Below are 17,419 nucleotides of genomic sequence, written 5' to 3' on the forward strand. Positions count from 1 at the left end.
GTTGTCCTCCTTGTGCGTTTCCCGTCCGTTTCCGGGTGCTTCCGGAAACGGTGAAGTGCTCGTTGTTCAGCGGGGTTCGAGCTCGGTGACGACCCAGCCGTCACCCGTGCGTTCCGCGGTCACGGAAAGCTGCGCGGCGGCGCTGTCGGTCGCATTGTTGTCAGCCCGGACGGCTGATTGATCGAGAAAGACGAGTAACCGCGCGTGACCATTTCGCAGTTCTTGCACGGCGATCGCCGAAACGCGCGAAGTGAGCACGAGTTTCTGCTCGGGAGCCTTCTGCCTGACTTGGGCGAAGAGCTTGTCGTAGGAATCCTTGGCGGACCCCCGGAGCACGGCGGCGGCGGCCTTTTCGGTGACGTCGGTCTTGTCGTAGGAATAGGAGAAGATCCGGTTCATCGCGAGGGTGACGGCCGAGGTGACCTCGGAGGTCTGGCCGACATCGGTGAGCGCGAGGTTGCCGGCGGCGGGGTTGCTCGAGGCCGAGTGGGCTTCGAGGGTGAACCAGACGCCGGCCCCCGCGAGGACGAGGGCGGCGGCGAGCAGGAGGGCGGGGAGCCGGAGCCAGGCGGGCCGGGGCTTGGCGGGTTGAGCTGCGGGTTCGCCTTCGGCTTCAGCTTCCGCCGGCTCGCCGGCGGCGGGTTCAGGCTGGCCTTCGGCCGGGTCGCTGCCGGTGGCTTCGAGCGGCTCGGCGCCGGCTTCAGGGGACGCGGCATCGGACCCGGCCGACGCCTCAGCGGCCCCGGCGGGCTCGGCCCCGGCCTCGGCGGCCCGATGGGTTTCGGCGATGGCACCGGTCTCGGCAGCGGCCGAGCCTTGCTCGGTCGCCCGGCTGGCGGGCGCGCCGGCCCCGGCAGAGCCGGGCCGGGTGTCCCCGATGCTGCCCGGTGAGAGTTCAGCCGAGTCGCTCGAGTCTCGCGCCGATCCGTCCCGCTCGTCGGCGGGCGCGGCCAGCTCGGCCTCGCTTGCGGACGAGCCGCCCTCGGTCGCAGCCGAGCCATCCTCGGTCCCGCTCGCGGCCGCGCCCACCTCGGCCTCCACCTGCGCCGGAGCCTGCTCGGCCACCCTCGCGCGGTTCATCGGGCGCCCACCGGCAGCTGGTCCAGCGCGCTCAGCTTCCACCCGTCCGCCGTCCGGGACAACGCTGCCGCGAAGCGGTTGCGCTTCACCGCCGGGGCCGTTCCGTCCTTCGCCATCGTGATCTCCACCGAAGCCAGCATCTTCGCCGTGCCCGCGTGCTCGTCCAGCTCGCTCAGGGCCGCGTCCAGCACCCGGCCGGTCGCCACCGTCGCGTTCGCCGTCAGGGTTTCCTTCGTCTTGGCGTCCGTGCGGGCCAGCTGGTCGTGCAGCGGGCCCGTCGAGGCCGACAGCCAGCGCCCCAGACCGCCGTTCACGTCGTGGTAGTCCAGGCTGCTCAGCTCCGCCACCAGCGTCCGCCCGGTCGTCAACGCCTCGTCGCGGGCCACCCCGTACGTCAGCGACGGATCGTGCGACGCCGAGTACCACGAATAGCTCGACCAGCCCGCGAAGACGGCGGCCGCCGCGAAAACCACGACCGCACCCTGCTTCACCGCAGCCACAGCATCTCCTCGAGGCTCGTCGACGTCGCCTGCCCGTCGAGTCCGGTCAGCCCGCCCGGCACGGCCGGTTCCGGCACCGGCGGGTGCGGCGCGTTCTGCACGCCGCGCACCGAACTCTCGTTGCCGTACGGCAGCGTGCACGCCGCTCCGGTGTCGAACGGCAACGGCGAAAGGTCGTCGCTGGGCCGGTGCCGCGTCCCGCCGTAGCCCTGGACGCACGGCGGCGGGTTGTCGAAGTTCAGCACCAGCGCCATCCGCAGCGCGTCACCCCGGGGGTTCAGTGCCGACCCCACCCCGGCGACCGCGCGCGGCAGGTTCGCGAACAGCGACTCCTCCGCCGCGGTGCGGGTGCCGAACACCCGGGCCGTCGTCAGGAGGTTGGCCAGCAGGATCGGCAGCCCCGGGTCGTTCTCCTTCAGCAATGTCGAAAGCTCCGTCGCCGCGGGCGGGGCGGTCGCGATCAGGCGCCGCAGGTCGCCGTCGGAGCGGGCCAGCTGCTGGGCGAAGACCCGGGCGTTGCTGCTGAACGAGCGCCACTCAGACGACGAGTCGACCTGGGTGCGCAGCACCGTCGCGCCGTCGTTGATCAGCTTCGACGTCTGCGGCAGGTTCGCGCTCGCCTCGTGCGTGAACGTCGTCGCCGAGTCCATCAGCGTCTGCAGGTCCGGGCCGGCGCCGCGCAGGGCGTCGTCGAGCTCGTCGACCACCGTGCGGAGGTCCTGGGTCGGCACCGACGCGGTGAACGAGTCCAGGTCCGTCAGCAGGCTGTTCACCGGCAGCGGCAGCGTCGTCGACTCGCGCCGGATGACCGAGCCCGCCGCGAGGTAGGGCGCGTCGGCCGTGCGCGGCTGCAGGTCGACGTACTGCTCGCCGACGGCCGACCGGTTCGCCACCACCGCGCGGGAGTCCTCCGGGATGGGCGGGGCGCCGTCGTCGATCAGCAGGTCGGCCTCGGTCCCGGTGACGGTCAGCCGCAGCTCGCCGACCCGGCCGACGGCGACGCCGCGGTAGGTCACCTCGCCGTTGGTGAACAGGCCGCCGCCCTCGGCCAGCTCCAGCTTCACCACGTAGCTGCCGGACCCGAACAGCCGGCCGAGCCCGGCGTAGTTCGCGCCGACGAAAGCCGTGGTGGCCAACGCGATCACGATGAACAGCACGACCTGAAGACGTACTCTGCGCGTCAGCATCACTGACCTCCCGAGGGGATCGGGAGCGGCGGCAGGCCGGGCGGCACGCCCTCGCCGGGCGGGGGCAGCGGCACGCCGGACGCCGGGATCATCGACGCGTACGCGTTGACGTAGTCGCCCTTGATCGCCGGGAGCACCGAGTCGGGGAACGGGAACGTCGGCAGCATCTGCAGCGACTTCGGCAGGTCGGCCCCGGCGTCCGCGAGCTGGCCCAGGATCGGCGCCAGCGCGCGCAGGTCGGCCACCATGTCGTCGCGGCTGCGGTCGACGACGTCGGTGGCCACCGTGGACAGCCGGTCCAGCGCCTGCAGCATCGAGACGAGCTGGGTGCGCTGGTCGGTGAGGGTCTGCAGGCCGGGCGTCAGGTCGGTGAGCGCGCCGGAGACCTGCTCGTGGCGGTTCGCGAGCGTCGCGGAGAGCCGGTTCAGCCCGTCCAGCGCCTCGGTGATGTCCGACCGGTGCGCGTCCAGGTCCGTCATCAGGGTGTTCACCCCGGACAGGAACGAGCGGATCTGCGCCTCGTTGCCGTCCATCACCTTCGACAGCTCTTTGTTGATCGTCTGCAGCTGCCCGATCCCGCCGCCGTTGAGCAGCAGCGAAAGGGCGCCGAAGATCTCCTCGAACTCGGGGTTGCGGTTCGTGCGGTCCAGGGGGATCGTCGCGCCGTTCACCAGCCGCGCGCCGCCCGCGTTCGACGCCTCGCCGTCCGGCGCGGCCAGCTCGACGAACTTCTCGCCCAGCAGGCTGGACTGGCGCAGCCGCGCGACGGCGCCGGCCGGCAGCACGACGTCGCCGTTGACGTCCAGGACCGCTTCGGCCGTCCACCCGTCGCCGCCCAGCCGGATCTCCCGCACCCGCCCGACCGGGACGTCGCCGACCTTGACGGCGGCCTGCGGCACGAGGTCGAGGACGTCGGCGAACTGCGCGGTCACCGCGAACGGGTGGTCACCGAGGTCGGCGCCGCCCGGCAGCGGGAAGTCGTAGACGCCCTTGAACTCGCCGCCCGAGCAGCCCGCGAGGGCCAGGCACCCGATGGTCACGGCGGTGAGGATCCGCTTCATCGCCCACCCCCCTCGTTGGTGTAGACGTCGCCGGTGACCGGCAGGGGCAGGTAGTAGTCGAGGTTGCCGCGGCCCCTCAGCCGCCCGGTCGCCGGGTCGATCGCGTTGAGCACGTTCGTCACGGCCAGCGGTGCGCCGTCGAGGGTGTCGGCCAGCGACTGGCGCTGCTCGACGAGCGTCCGCGTCGTCGTCACCAGGTCGTCCACAGTGGACTTGATCGCGCCGCGGTTGTCCCGGATGAACGTCTGGACGTCGCCGAGCGCCTGGCCGAGGCTGTCGAGCGCGTGGGCCAGCTCGCCGCTGTTGGCGGCCAAGGTGCCGGAGATCTGCGCCAGCTGCTGGTTGACGCCGCTGACCTGCTGGTCGTTGGTCGAGAGCATGGTCGTGAACCGCTGCAGCTCGTCCACGGTGCCGAACAGGTCGCCCGAGTTGCCGGCCAGCGTCCGGGCGAGCTGGGCGAAGTTGCGGACGCTGTCGTTGAACGCCTGCCCGTTGCCCTGCAGGTTCTGCGCGCCGGTCTTGAGCAGGTCCGACAGCGCGCCCTGGGAGTTCGCGCCGTTCGGGCCGAGGGCTTTCGACAGCGAGTCGAGGCTGGCGTAGAGCTGGTCGAGCTCCACCGGGGTGGCCGTCCGCCGCACCGGGATGGACGCGCCGTTCTTCAGCCGCGGCCCGCCGCGGGCCGGCTTGGCGAACTGGACGTAGCGGTCGGCGACGACGCTGGGGGCGATCACCAGCACCGTCGTGTCCTCGGCGATGCCGACCGAGCCGTCGACGGTCATGTCCACCTGCACCTGCTCGCCGCGCGGGGTGACGGAGTCGACCTGGCCGATGCGGACGCCGAGCACGCGGACGTCGGAGCCGGAGTAGACGCCGACCGCGCGGGAGAAGAACGCCGTGACGTGGTGCTCGCCGGTGCCCGAGAACACCCACCACAGCGCGGCCGTCACGACCAGCGCGAGCAGGATCGCGGCGGCGATGAACCGGGTGGTCAGTACCCCCGCACGGGTGGTGGTCAGCGCGCTCACTTGGTGCCTCCCGGCGCGGTGCAGGGGTCGTGGTTCTCCGGCAGCAGGCCGCAGAGGTAGGCGTCGATCCAACGCCCGTTGCCGGTGGTGTTGGTGACCACGCGGAAGTACGGCCCGGCCAGCTGCAAGCCCTTGGTGAGGTTGTCGTTCTGCCGCTTCAGCAGATCGGTGACCTGGGACAGCGACTGCAGCGCCTTCTTGAGCGGGTCGGAGTTCTCCGCGATCAGGCCGCGCAGCTGGTCGGCCAGCCGTGCCGAGCCGGTGAGCAGGTCGTGGATCGCGTCGCGGCGGCGGTTCAGCTCGGTCAGCAGCAGGTTGCCGTCGTCGATCAGCTTTTCGAAGTCCTCGTTCGAGTTCGCCAGCGTCGTGGTCAGCTTCCGCGCGTTGGCCAGCAGCTCGGCGATCTCGCCGTCGCGGCTGGAGACCGTCTGGGACAGCTGCGACAGGCCGTCGAGCGCGCTGCGGACGTGCTCGGGGGAGTTGCGGAAGGTGTCGGACAGCGTGGTGAAGCTGTCCGCGAGCTGCTTGGTGTCGATCGCGCCGACCGTGTCGGCCAGGCCGTTGAACGCGTCGGTGACGTCGTAGGGCGTGACCGTCCGGGTGCGCGGGATCGCCTGGTCGGGGTTCTGCACGCCGTCGCCGGTCGGGTTCAGCGCGAGGAACTTGCGGCCCAGCAACGTCTTGATCTTGATGTCGGCGGTCGTGCGGTCGCCGACCCACGCGTCCTTGACCCGGAAGGTCACCAGGACGTGGTCGTCGGCCAGCTCGACGTCGCGGACCTCGCCGACCTTGATGCCGGCGATCCGCACCTCGTCGTCCGCCTGCAGGCCCGCGGCCTCGGAGAACTCGGCCTGGTAGGTGGTGCCGCCGCCGACGATCGGCAGGTTGTCGTAGTTGAACGTGACGGTGAGCAGCGCGGCCAGCGCGACGCTGCCGACCACGCCGAGGGCGATCGGGTTGCGCTCCTTGAAGGACTTCACGAGTCGCACCTCGCCGTCGGGACGTACACGCCGCGCGGGGGCGTGGTCTGCAGCGTGGCGCGGCACAGGAAGAAGTTCATCCACGTTCCGTAGGAGGCGACGCGGCCGATCTCGGTGAACTTGACCGGGAGGTTCGTCAGGAAGCTGTCCACATCGGACTGCTTCTGCGCCAGCGTGCCGGCCACCTCCTGCAGCCCGGCGATGCTCTCCTTCAGCGGCGGCCGCGCCTGCTCGAACAGGCCCGCCGTCGACTGCGTCAGGTCGCCGATCCCGCTGATGGCGTCGCCGATCGCGGCGCGGTCACCGGCCAGCCCGGACACGAGCTGCCGCAGCGTGGACACCAGGTTCGCCAGTGCGTCGCCCTTGCCGTTGACCGTCTTGAGCACCGAGTTGAGGTTCCCGATCACCTCGCCGATCACCTTGTCGCGCCCGGCGAGGGTGGTGGTCAGCGAACCGGTGTGGGCCAGCAGGCTTTCGACGGTGCCGCCTTCGCCCTGCAGCACCTGGACGATCTCGCCGGAGAGCTCGTTGACGTCGTTCGGCGACAGCGCCTGGAACAGCGGCTTGAAGCCGTTGAACAGGTCGGTGAGGTCCAGCGCGGGGGTCGTGCGGTCGAGCGGGATCTCGCCGCCCTCGGGCAGCTGGTCGCGCGTGCCGGTGGTGCCGCGTTCCAGTGCGATGTACCGCTGGCCCACCATGTTGCGGTACTTGATGACCGCGTGGACGTCGGCGGGCAGCCGTCGGCCCTGGTCGAGGGAGAACCCGACGAGCGCCCGGTTGCGGTCGCTGATCTCGAGGGACTCGACCTGGCCGACGCGGACGCCGGAGATGCGCACGTCGTCGCCGGCGTTGAGCGAGGTGGCGTCGAGGAACTTCGCCGTGTAGTGCTCGCCCGCGCCGACGCCGGAGTTCGTGATGGACACGGCCAGCAGCGTCGTCGCCAGGACGGTGATGACGATGAAGATCAGGCTCTTGATGAGCGGGGAGGCGATGTTCCTCACTTGAGCTTCACCTCCGTGCCGCGGTAGAGCGGCCCGACGAGCACGGAGCTCCACTCCGGGACCTGCGCGGCCGGCACGCCGATCGACGGCGCGACCAGCGTGGCCAGCAGCTGCTCCTCCTGCGGGGAGTTCGCGACACCGAGGTCGCCCTCGCCGCCGGTGAGCAGCGGGTGGCCGGCGCTGCCGGGGGCCGCGGCGGCGGTCCCGGTCGTCGGGGCGACACCGGAGGGGTAGCAGCGCGGCTCGCCGCCGCCGGTGAAGCGCGGGTCGTCGCGGCCGGGCAGGTACTTGCCGCTGTCGGCGGTCACCGAAACCTCGGCGTGCAGGCCGGGTTCGCCGCGGTCCGCGCCGAGGACCTTGTCCATGGATCCCTTCAGGGCACTCAGCGAGCTGATGGTGCAGGCGAAGCTGGGGGAGTACTTCGCGGCGACCTCGAGCGGCGCGCGGCTGTCGGCCGCCAGCGCGATGAGGTTGTCCCGGTTGTTCTGCAGGAAGTTCGTGACCTCCTGGGACGACGACGTCACCTGCTGGTAGACCCCGGCGAGGTCGGCCTGCTTCTCCTTGACGGTGTTGAGCGTGACCGCCGAGGACGTGAGCGCGTCGAGCAGGTCGGGAGCGATGTCGCCGTAGAGGTGCGAAACCGTGGCCAGGTCGCGGATGTCCTTCGTGAGCGTCGGCAGGTCGGAGTTGAAGTCCTTCAGGTAGTCCGCGGCGGTGCCGATCGTCTGCCCGAGCTGTTCGCCGCGGCCCTGCAACGCCGTCGACACCGCGGTCAGCGTCGTCGCGAGCTTCTGCGGCTGGACGGCCTTGAGCAGCGGCAGCAGGTTGTCGAAGACGCGTTCCAGCTCGATCGCGTTGGCCGAGCGGTCCTGCTCGATCGTGTCGCCCGCGGCCAGGTGCGGGGCCCGGACACCGTCCGGGATGGACAGCTGGACGTACCGCTCGCCGAACAACGTCTTCGGCACGAGCAACGCGGAAACGTTGCGCGGCAGCATGTCCACTTTGCCCGGCTCCAGGGCAAGCGCTATCTCGGCGCCCTGCGGCGTCGCCCGGACCTCGCGGATCTCGCCGACGAGCACCCCGCGGGCCTTGACCTGGCCGCCGGGGGACAGCTGGTTGCCGACGCGGCTCGCCTTGAGCGTCACCGGGACCGTGCTGACGAAGTCCTTGTCGTACACCTTGATCGAGAGCGTCACGAGCACGCCCATCACCACCAGGAACAGCACGCCCGCGGTGCGGATCCCGGCCTTGCGGCGGGTCTCCTGTCTCATCCGGCCACCTGCACGGTGGTCGTCGCGCCCCAGATCGCCAGGGACAGGAAGAAGTCGAGCACGCTGATCGCGACGATCGCGGTGCGCACCGCGCGCCCGACCGCCACGCCGACGCCGGCCGGGCCGCCGCTCGCGCGGAAGCCGTAGTAGCAGTGGGCCAGGACCACGACGACGCTGAAGACGAGCACCTTCCCGAACGACCACAGCACGTCGCCGGGTGGGAGGAACAGCAGGAAGTAGTGGTCGTAGGTGCCCGCGGACTGGCCGAAGAACCACACGGTGACCTGCCGGGAGGCCAGGTAGCTCGACAGCAGCCCGATCGCGTAGAGCGGGATGACGGCGAGGAAGCCGGCGATCACCCGGGTCGTCACCAGGTACGGGACGCTCGGGATGCCCATGACCTCGAGGGCGTCGATCTCCTCGGAGATCCGCATCGCGCCGAGCTGCGCGGTGAAGCCGCAGCCGACGGTGGCGGACAGCGCGAGCCCGCTCACCAGCGGCGCGATCTCGCGCGTGTTGAAGTAGGCGGAGACGAACCCGGCGAACGCCGACGTCCCGACCTGGTTGAGCGCGGAGTAGCCCTGCAGGCCGACGACCGTGCCGGTGGCGACGGTCATCCCGATCATCACGCCGATCGTGCCGCCGATGACGGCGAGCGCGCCGCTGCCGAAGCTGACCTCGGCCAGCAGGCGCGTGATCTCGCGCAGGTACCGGTGGACCGCCCGCGGCGTCCACGCGATCGCGCGGAGGAAGAACAGGATCTGGTCGCCGAGGGTGTCGAGGAACCCGAACCGGCGGTCGACGGCCTCGCGCACGCGCGCGGTCTTGGGGACTTCCGTGGTCGTCACGTTCAGCTCCCCTTGGGCGGCACGAGTTGCAGGTAGACGGTGGTGAGCACGAGGTTCAGCACGAACAGCAGCAGGAACGTGATGACCACGGACTGGTTGACGGCGTCGCCGACGCCCTTCGGCCCGCCCTTGGGGTTCAGCCCGCGGTAGGCGGCGACGACCCCGGCGACGAAGCCGAAGATGACCGCCTTGATCTCGCTGATCCACAGGTCGGGCAGCTGGGCCAGCGCCGAGAAGCTGGCCAGGTACGCGCCCGGCGTCCCGTGCTGCATGATCACGTTGAAGAAGTAGCCGCCGAGCACGCCGACGACGCTCACCATGCCGTTGAGGAAGATCGCGACGCCCATGGCGGCGAGCACCCGCGGCACGATCAGCCGCTGGACGGGCGAGACGCCGAGGACCTCCATGGCGTCGATCTCTTCGCGGATGGTGCGCGAGCCGAGATCGGCGCAGACGGCGCTTCCTCCCGCGCCGGCGACGAGCAGCGCGGTGACGATCGGGCTGGCCTGCTGGATGATCGCGAGCACGCTGGCCGCACCGGTGAAGGACTGCGCGCCGATCTGCGTGGTCAGCGACCCGATGTGCAGCGCGATGACCGCGCCGAACGGGATCGAGACCAGCGCCGTCGGCAGGATCGAGACGCTCGCGATGAACCAGAACTGCTGGATCAGCTCACGCAGCTGGAACGGGCGGCGGAACGTCAGCCGGACGACGTCGAGGCCGAGCCCGTAGAGCCGTCCGGTCTGCCGCAGCGCGGCGGCCCCGGGGAACGACGGCGTCGTCGTCCGTTCGGCCATTCGTGTGCCTCCCCAGCCGTTTCGGCGGCACGCCGAACACACCCGAGATGAGCAAGGGGAAATGGTCCGAACGGCGTAATAATGGACGGCCATTCACGGTCTCGGGGGTCACCGTGCCGGTTCCTACTGGTCGGTACGTTAACCACGGCCTTGTTGGGAGACAAGAACTTGAGCAGGATCACGCGGTCACGGGCTGGTAACCGCGCATTTCTTGTCCGGCGTTGACAAACGGACTCGATCTTGTTGTCAAAGAAGGAAAAGAAATTCCCGTCCCGAATGCGGGAGGTGTGGGGCGTTACCCATTTCCGTCCGGACGGGACACCGCCGAACGGAGGACACGGTAAGCCTGGTGCGTGCCGTCCGTCCAGGGGGTACCCAGCCGGACGACACGCGTACACCGGCGGACGACACGCGTACGCGGATGGACGACACGCGGGGCGGGCGGGCATCCGCCGTGTCGTCCGTTCAGGTACGCGTGTCGTCCCGCTGGGTACGCGTGTCGTCCGTCCGGGTCAGGACTTGAGGCCGGCCAGCAGCTCGTAGGAGCGGACGCGGTCCGCGTGGCCGTGGACCATGGTCGTGACCATCAGCTCGTCCGCGCCGGTGTCGGCCAGGAGCTGTTCGAGTCCCTTGTGGACCGTCTCCGGCGAGCCGACGATGCTCGAGCCGAACCGCTCGGCCAGGAACGCGCGGTCCATCTCCGTGTACGGGTATTCGGCGGCTTCCTCCGGCGTCGGCAGCGCGATCGGGCGGCCGCGGCGGAGACTCAGGAACGTCAGCCCGGACGGCCCGGCCAGGAACTGCGCGCGGTCGTCGGTTTCCGCGGCGACCACGGACACGCCGAGCATCACGTACGGCTCGTCGAGCACCCCGGGCCGGAAGTTCTCGCGGTAGAGCTGCACGGCCGGGATCGTGTTCTCCGCGGCGAAGTGGTGCGCGAACGAGAACGGCAGCCCGAGCCGCCCGGCCAGCTGCGCGCTGAAGCCGCTCGAACCCAGCAGCCACACCGGCGGCTGGTTGCCCTCGGCCACCACCGCGTTGACGCCGCGCGCCTCGGAGTGGGTGAAGTAGCCGACCAGCTCCTGCAGGTGCTCCGGGAAGTTCTCCGCGGACAGCCCGCCGGGGCCGCGCAGGGCGAGCGCCGTCCGCTGGTCGGTGCCCGGCGCGCGGCCGATGCCGAGGTCGATGCGGCCCGGGTGGAACGCCTCCAGCGTGCCGAACTGCTCGGCGACCACCAGCGGCGCGTGGTTGGGCAGCATGATCCCGCCCGACCCGACGCGGATGCGCTCGGTCGCGTCGGCGACGTGCCCGATCAGCACGACGGTGGCGGAGCTGGCGATGCCGGGCATGTTGTGGTGCTCGGCCAGCCAGTAGCGGTGGTAGCCCAGCCGCTCCGCGGCACGGGCGAGGTCGAGGGTGTTTCGCAGCGTCTCGCCGACGGTGTTCCCCTCGGAAACGGGGGACAGGTCGAGCACGGACAGCGGTACGTCAGGCAGTGAGCTCACAACCGGGGTCAACGCCCCGGTGCCGTCATTGCTTCCCGCAACGCCGCCGGATCGTCGCCGCTGAACACGATGACGCCGTCCGGCCGCGCCAAAAGCGCGTCGGCCGGGGCTTCCGGGCAGTCCGCCGTGACGATCTTCACGTCCGGGCCGGCGGCTTCCCGCAGGTCGGCGCGGCCGGCGAAGTCGAACAGCACCGGACGCGCCGCGCGCATGACCTCGGCCACGCGGGTGGCGCGGCCGCCGACGGTCAGCGGCAGGTCGGGGACGTACGGCAGCTCGTCGGCGTCCCGCAGCAGCCCGGCCAGGTGCCGCGTCGCCGGGGGAAGGGCTGCCAGCTCGCCGAAGAGCGTCCGCAGGGCGTCGCCGTCTTCGCCGGTCAGGCGGTCGAGCAGGGCCTGGACGCGGGTCTGGGTCAACGTCCGCGCGGCGACCGGGTGCCGTTCGGCGTGGTAGCTGTCGAGCAAGGACTCGTCGGCCGCACCGCGCACGACGGCGGCGAGCTTCCAGCCGAGGTTGACCGCGTCCAGCAGCCCGACGTTGAGCGACGAGCCGCCGGCCGGGAAGACGTGCGCCGCGTCCCCGGCCAGGAACACGCGCCCGACGCGGTACCGCTCGGCGAGCCGGGCGGAGCTGACCGTCCGCGACAGCCACAGTGGCTCGCCCAGCGCCAGGTCGGTGCCGAGCACGCGCCGCACGGCGTCCCGGAACTCCTCGAGCGTCGGCTCCCCGGCCGGTTCCGGCGCGACCTCCCGGACGCCGGCGATCATGACGCCCGGGGTCAGTGACGTCACCAGTACGCGCCCGCCGGGCCGCCGGTTCCAGCCCCGCCGCAACTCCGAAGTGAAGAGGGGCAGGTCCGTCCGGAAGTGCCCGAGGCGCATCAGCTCGTCGTCGGTGGTGCCGGGGAACCCGATCCCGGCCAGCTCGCGGACGCGGCTGTGCGCGCCGTCGCAGCCGACGATGTACCGCGCGGTCAGGCGGTAGGAGCCGTCCGGGCCGCGGACGGTGTCGAGGTCGGCCAGCTCGTGTCCCCGCCGGATCTCGGCGCCGAGCTCGACGGCGCGCTCGGCCAGCAGGGCTTCCATCCGCGGCTGCTGCAGCATCAGGCCGCGCATCGGCGTGTCCAGCCCGGCGAAGTTCAGGGGCACCGGCCCGAACGGGAACCCGGGGAACGGCCCGGCGAACGCCGCCTCGGCGCGGAACCTCGCCAGCAGGCCGCGGTGGTCCAGCTGCTCGACGATCCGGCCGCCGAGCCCGTTCGCCCGCGGCCGCTCGTCCGGAGTGGCCCGCCGCTCCAGGACCACGACCTCGGCCCCGCCGAGCCGCAGCTCCGCCGCCAGCATGAGGCCCACCGGGCCCGCGCCGATCACCGCGACATCCATGACGTCCTCCTTCTTGTCAGGTGGGGGCTCCGGGTGGCGGAGCCCCGGCCCGAGGCGAAGCCTCGGATACTGCTGTCAGTTTGAACTGACGGATGACTGTCAGGCTAGACTGACACACCATGGAGGCGGAAGAGCTTTCCGGGCGGATTTCGGAAACCGACCCCGCGGTCGCGCTGCGGGCGGTCGGCGCGCTGCACCGGCTGGCCGAGCAGGTCGAGGCGGCCGCCGTCGCGCACGCTCGGGAGCGCGGCTGGTCGTGGGAGCAGATCGGGGACGCCCTCGGTGTCGCCCGCCAGTCCGTGCACGCGAAGTACGGGAAGTGAGGCCGTGGTGCTCGACCGGCTGATCGCCAAGAGCCCGTTCGCCGTGGTGGTGACGGCGGCCCTGGAGGAGTCCCGCCGCCGCGGCGACCGGCGGCTCGGCACCGAGCACCTGCTGCTCGGTCTCCTCCGCGACCCGGAGTGCGCGCGGGCCCTCGGCGCGGACGTCGAGGAGGCTCGCGCGGCCCTCGACCGCCTCGACCGCGCGGCCCTGGCGGCGCTCGGCATCGAGGTGGAAGGGCTGCGGCCGGCGGAGGTCCCGGTGAAGCGCGGCCGGCTGACCCCGGGCGCGCTGACGTCGAATGCCCGTGCGGTCGTCAACGAAGCGATCCGGGGGAAGCCGCGGGAGCCCGTCGAACTGCTGCGGGCGCTGCTGAAGGTGACCCCGCCCGATCCGGCCGCCGACCTGATGGCGGAGCTCGGCGTCGACGCCGCGGCCGTCCACCGCCTGCTGGTTTCGCCGAACGATCCCTGACCCGCGGCGGCACCCGATACGGTTGGGGAAGAACCGGCGGAAAGGGAGGACGAGGTGCCGCGTCCGGAGCGCCCCTTGGATCCGGGCGACGACCCGCTCACCGAATTCGCCGCCGATCTCCGGCGTTTGCGGGAGAGCGCCGGGAATCCGACGTACCGCGAGCTCGGCCGGCGCGCGCACTACTCGGCCGGGACGCTTTCGGAGGCCGCCGGTGGGCGGAAACTCCCCAGCCTGGCCGTGACGCTGGCCTACGTCCGGGCCTGCGGCGGAGTGCCCGGCGAATGGGAAGAACGCTGGCACGCCGTGGCCGGCGGAGCACGCCGCGACGGTGATGATTCACCACCCGAGCCGGAAAGCGGGGAAAAGCCGCCGTACGTCGGGCTGGGCGCATTCGGCCCCGCCGACGCGAGCCGATTCTTCGGCCGTGAACGGCTGGTCGAAAAGCTCGTCGGGCGCCTTTCGAGACAGCGTTTTCTCGCCGTCCTCGGCGCGTCCGGTTCGGGGAAGTCCTCATTGCTGCGCGCCGGCCTGCTGCCGTCGGTGAAGGACCCGGTCGTGCTGCTCACCCCGGGCGCCCGGCCGCTGCAGGAGTGCGCCGTCAAGTTCGCCGCGGCGCTCGGCCTCGCGCCTGGCGCGCTGCTCGACGACTTCACCGCGCACCCGCGCAACCTCGGGCTCGCCGCCCGGCAGCTCGCCGACGCCGAGGACACCGACGTCGTCGTGATCGTGGACCAGTTCGAAGAGGTCTTCACCCTCTGCCAGGACGAAGAGGAACGCGCGCGGTTCGTCGGCGCGCTCGTCACCGCGACCACCGAGCCCGGCAGCCGCACCCGGGTCGTCCTCGGCATCCGCACCGACTTCTACACCCACTGCGCACGGCACGCGGACCTCGCCGAAGCCATGCAGGACGCGCAGGTCCTCGTCGGCCCGATGACCACCGAGGAGCTCCGGCAGGCGATCTCGCGGCCCGCGGTCGACGCCGGGTACCGCGTCGAGAACGCGCTGGTCTCGCGGCTCGTCGCGGACGCCACCGGCCAGCCCGGTGTGCTGCCGCTGCTCTCGCACGCGCTCCTCGAAACCTGGCGGCGGCGGCGCGGCACCACGCTCACCCTGACCGGGTACGAGGCAGTCGGTGGCATCGAGCGGTCGGTCGCGCAGACGTCGGAGGGCACCTTCGCGACGCTCTCGGCGCGTCAGCAGCGGCTGGCGCGGCAGATCTTCCTCCGGATGACCGCGCTCGGCGAAGGCACCGAAGACACCAAGCGCCGGATCAGCCGCACCGAGCTCGACACCGACGAAGAGGACACCGCCGTCGTGCTCGGCGAGCTGGCGTCGGCGCGCCTGGTCACCCTGGACGACACCGGCATCGAGATCGCCCACGAGGCCCTCATCCGCGGCTGGCCGCGGCTGCGCGAATGGCTCACCGAGGACCGCGAAGGCCTGCGCGTCCACCGGCAGCTCACCGAGGCGACCGACGCCTGGGAGTCCGTAGAGGAGGACCCCGGCTGGCTCTACCGCGGCACGCGGCTGGCCATCGCGCGGGAGTGGGCCGCGCGCCAGGACACCGCGCTTTCCCGGCGGGAACGGCGGTTCCTCGACGCCAGCCTCGCCGTCGAACACGCCGAGCAGGAGCGCGACCGCCGTCGCACGCGGCGGCTGCGGCAGCTCGTCGCGCTGCTCGCCGTGCTGCTGGTGTTCGCCGTCGCGGCCACGGCGTACGCCGTGCGCGCCGAGAACACCGCCACCGGACAGCGCAACAGCGCGCTCGCCCAGAAGGTCGCCGGCCAGGCGCTGGCCATGCGGGCCACCAACCCCGCGCTGGCCGCGCAGCTCGCGCTCGCCGCGTACCGCCTCGACCCCGGCGCCGACGCCCGCAGCAGCGTGCTCGGCACGTTCGCGACGCCGTACTCGACCCGCGTCACCGGGCACACCGGCCGGGTCAACACCGTCGCCCTCCGCCCGGACGGGCAGGTCCTGGCCACGGCCAGCTGGGACGGCACGGCGCGCCTGTGGGACGTCCGCGACCCGCACCACCCGGTCCCGCTCGGCGTCCTCGCCGGGCACGCCGGCAACGTCAACAACGTCGCCTTCAGCGCCGACGGCCGGACCGTGGCCACCGCCGGGTTCGACGGCACCGTCCGGGTGTGGGACGTCGGCGACCCGGCGCGGCCGGGGCCCGGGGTGGTCGTCGAGCAGCACGCGGGCAAGGCCTACGCGGTCGCGTTCAGCCCGGCCGGGCCGCTGCTCGCGACCGGCGACGTCGACGGCACGCTCCGGCTGTACGACACCACCGACCCGGCCCGCCCGCGGCCGGCGGGGGAGCTGACCGGGCACACGTCCTACGTCAACAACCTCGCCTTCAGCGCCGATGGCCGGCTGCTCGCGTCCGCCTCGGCCGACAAGACCGCGCGCGTCTGGGACGTCGGGGCGCGGAGCCCGCTGGGTGTCGCGACCGGGCACACCGGCGTCGTCCACTCGGTCGCCTTCAGTCCCGACGGGCGCACCCTCGCCACGGCGAGCGCCGACGAGACGGCGCGGCTGTGGGACCTCACCGATCCGGCCGCGCCCGCGCAGCTGTCGTCCCTCGTCGCGCACAAGGCGATCGTGCGGTCGGTCGCGTTCGGCCCGGACGGGCACACCCTGGCCACGACGGGCTTCGACCGCACCGCGCGGCTGTGGGACGTCGCCGACCCGCGGCGACCGCGCGAGCTGTCGTCCCTGCCCGGGCACACCGGCGCGGTCGGCTCGGTGGTGTTCACCCGCGACGGCCGCACCCTCGCCACGGCCAGCGACGACCAGACCGCCCGGCTCTGGGACCTGCCCGGTCCCGCGATCCCCGCCCACACGGCGCAGGCGTGCCACGCCGCGTTCGGCCACGGCGTGCTCGCCACCGGCGGCTACGACCGGGTGGTCCGGCTGCACGAATTCGCCGACGCGGGCGCGCCCCGGACCGTCGCCACGGTCGGCGGGTTCGGCGACGCGGTCTGCGGCGTCGCGATCAGCCCGGACGGCCGGACGCTGGCCACCGGCAGCTGGGACCACACGATGACGCTGCGGGACATCTCCGACCCCACCCGCCCCGGGCCACCGGTGGTGTTCGCGCGGCCGCACGACGACATCGACGCCGTCGCGTTCAGCCCCGACGGGAAGCTGCTCGCCACGGCGGGCGACGGCCACACGGCCCGGCTCTGGGACCTCGCCGACCGCCTGCACCCGGTGGAGATCGCCCGGCTGGACGGGCACGAAGACGACGTCCACACGCTCGCCTTCAGCCCCGACGGCCGGACGCTGGCGACCGCGGGCTGGGACCACACCGCGCGGCTGTGGGACGTCTCGGTGCCGCGGACCCCGCGGTCGCTCGCCAAGCTCGAAGGCCACACCGACACGATCTTCTCGGTCGCGTTCAGCCCGGACGGCCGGACGCTGGCGACGGCGGGCGCCGACCGGATGATCCGCCTGTGGGACGTCTCCGACCCCGCCGCCGCGCACGGGTCGGGCATCCTCGCCGGGCACACCGACATCGTCATGTCGGTGGCGTTCAGCGGCAACGGCCGGGTGCTGGCCTCCGGCAGCTACGACCGCACGGTCCGGCTGTGGGACGTCGCCCGGCGCGAGCCGTACGCGGTGCTGCCCGAGGAGGGCGACCGGGTCTACGCCGTGCAGTACGCCCCGGACGGCCATACGCTGGCGGGCACGGTCGCGGACGGCACGGTCCGCTTCTCGGAGACCGACCCCGACCGGGCGGCAGCGAAGATCTGCGCGGTCGCGGCGCCCCGGATCACCGCGGCGGAGTGGTCCGCGAACCTCCCGGGCATCGGCTACGCCCCGCCCTGCCCGTAACGAGTTGTCCGGTGTTGTTGTTCGGTGCCGGCACGCGGACACCGAACAACTTTTGTCCAGTAGACATGCCCTCGGACGAGCTCCGTCCCACGAGACGTTTCTTGACCGGGGGTCTGAAGGGCCCCTTCAAGGGCACGGGAACCTGCC

Annotated in this window: 15 protein-coding genes; 3 read left to right on the forward strand and 12 right to left on the reverse strand. The window is 72.1% G+C overall.

Going from position 1 to position 17,419, the window contains the following annotated elements; genetic code table 11:
- Positions 1-66: 66 nt before the first annotated feature.
- The 12 genes from AA23TX_RS24250 to AA23TX_RS24305 all read right to left on the reverse strand — a co-directional run bounded on the left by AA23TX_RS24250 (position 67) and on the right by AA23TX_RS24305 (position 12,637).
- The gene (locus AA23TX_RS24250; RefSeq protein ID WP_155545157.1) at positions 67-1,080 is read right to left on the reverse strand and encodes a hypothetical protein; all 1,014 of its coding nucleotides are present in this window, start codon (positions 1,078-1,080) and stop codon (positions 67-69) included.
- Positions 1,077-1,580 (reverse strand): Rv1363c family protein, encoded by a 504-nt coding sequence (locus AA23TX_RS24255; protein WP_155545158.1) that lies wholly within the window; start codon positions 1,578-1,580, stop codon positions 1,077-1,079. Before AA23TX_RS24255 ends, AA23TX_RS24250 begins: the two co-directional genes overlap by 4 nt.
- Entirely contained in the window at positions 1,568-2,767 is a 1,200-nt protein-coding gene (locus AA23TX_RS24260; protein ID WP_155545159.1) for an MlaD family protein, read from the reverse strand. The genes AA23TX_RS24255 and AA23TX_RS24260 overlap by 13 nt, the downstream gene beginning before the upstream one ends.
- Complete coding sequence (locus AA23TX_RS24265) at positions 2,767-3,828, reverse strand: MCE family protein (RefSeq protein WP_155545160.1); 1,062 nt, start codon at positions 3,826-3,828, stop codon at positions 2,767-2,769. Before AA23TX_RS24265 ends, AA23TX_RS24260 begins: the two co-directional genes overlap by 1 nt.
- Complete coding sequence (locus tag AA23TX_RS24270) at positions 3,825-4,853, reverse strand: MCE family protein (protein ID WP_155545161.1); 1,029 nt, start codon at positions 4,851-4,853, stop codon at positions 3,825-3,827. The genes AA23TX_RS24265 and AA23TX_RS24270 overlap by 4 nt, the downstream gene beginning before the upstream one ends.
- Positions 4,850-5,833 (reverse strand): MCE family protein, encoded by a 984-nt coding sequence (locus tag AA23TX_RS24275; protein WP_155545162.1) that lies wholly within the window; start codon positions 5,831-5,833, stop codon positions 4,850-4,852. The genes AA23TX_RS24270 and AA23TX_RS24275 overlap by 4 nt, the downstream gene beginning before the upstream one ends.
- Positions 5,830-6,834, reverse strand: coding sequence for an MCE family protein (locus tag AA23TX_RS24280; protein ID WP_155545163.1), 1,005 nt, complete (start codon positions 6,832-6,834; stop codon positions 5,830-5,832). The genes AA23TX_RS24275 and AA23TX_RS24280 overlap by 4 nt, the downstream gene beginning before the upstream one ends.
- Complete coding sequence (locus AA23TX_RS24285) at positions 6,831-8,105, reverse strand: MCE family protein (protein WP_155545164.1); 1,275 nt, start codon at positions 8,103-8,105, stop codon at positions 6,831-6,833. Before AA23TX_RS24285 ends, AA23TX_RS24280 begins: the two co-directional genes overlap by 4 nt.
- Positions 8,102-8,953: an MlaE family ABC transporter permease gene (locus tag AA23TX_RS24290; protein ID WP_155545165.1), complete on the reverse strand. Its 852-nt coding sequence runs from the start codon at positions 8,951-8,953 to the stop codon at positions 8,102-8,104. Before AA23TX_RS24290 ends, AA23TX_RS24285 begins: the two co-directional genes overlap by 4 nt.
- A 2-nt stretch (positions 8,954-8,955) precedes the next feature.
- A complete protein-coding gene (locus AA23TX_RS24295; protein WP_155545166.1) occupies positions 8,956-9,750 on the reverse strand; it encodes an MlaE family ABC transporter permease in 795 nt (264 codons plus the stop codon).
- A 512-nt stretch (positions 9,751-10,262) separates the two neighbouring features.
- Entirely contained in the window at positions 10,263-11,255 is a 993-nt protein-coding gene (locus AA23TX_RS24300) for an LLM class flavin-dependent oxidoreductase (protein WP_196425507.1), read from the reverse strand.
- 8 nt (positions 11,256-11,263) lie between these two features.
- On the reverse strand, positions 11,264-12,637 hold the full coding sequence (locus AA23TX_RS24305) for an FAD-dependent monooxygenase (protein WP_155545167.1): 1,374 nt from the start codon (positions 12,635-12,637) through the stop codon (positions 11,264-11,266).
- 119 nt (positions 12,638-12,756) lie between these two features.
- Here AA23TX_RS24305 and AA23TX_RS24310 point away from each other — a divergent pair, with 119 nt between their 5' ends.
- Genes AA23TX_RS24310 through AA23TX_RS24320 form a run of 3 tightly spaced genes read left to right on the forward strand, consistent with a single transcriptional unit; the run spans position 12,757 to position 17,272 of the window.
- Positions 12,757-12,960: a helix-turn-helix domain-containing protein gene (locus AA23TX_RS24310; protein ID WP_155545168.1), complete on the forward strand. Its 204-nt coding sequence runs from the start codon at positions 12,757-12,759 to the stop codon at positions 12,958-12,960.
- Between the two features lie 4 nt (positions 12,961-12,964).
- Complete coding sequence (locus AA23TX_RS24315; RefSeq protein ID WP_155545169.1) at positions 12,965-13,432, forward strand: Clp protease N-terminal domain-containing protein; 468 nt, start codon at positions 12,965-12,967, stop codon at positions 13,430-13,432.
- 54 nt (positions 13,433-13,486) lie between these two features.
- A complete protein-coding gene (locus AA23TX_RS24320; protein ID WP_439328776.1) occupies positions 13,487-17,272 on the forward strand; it encodes an nSTAND1 domain-containing NTPase in 3,786 nt (1,261 codons plus the stop codon).
- Positions 17,273-17,419 lie beyond the last annotated feature (147 nt).

The sequence above is a fragment of the Amycolatopsis camponoti genome (genome assembly GCF_902497555.1).
Taxonomy (GTDB): domain Bacteria; phylum Actinomycetota; class Actinomycetes; order Mycobacteriales; family Pseudonocardiaceae; genus Amycolatopsis; species Amycolatopsis camponoti.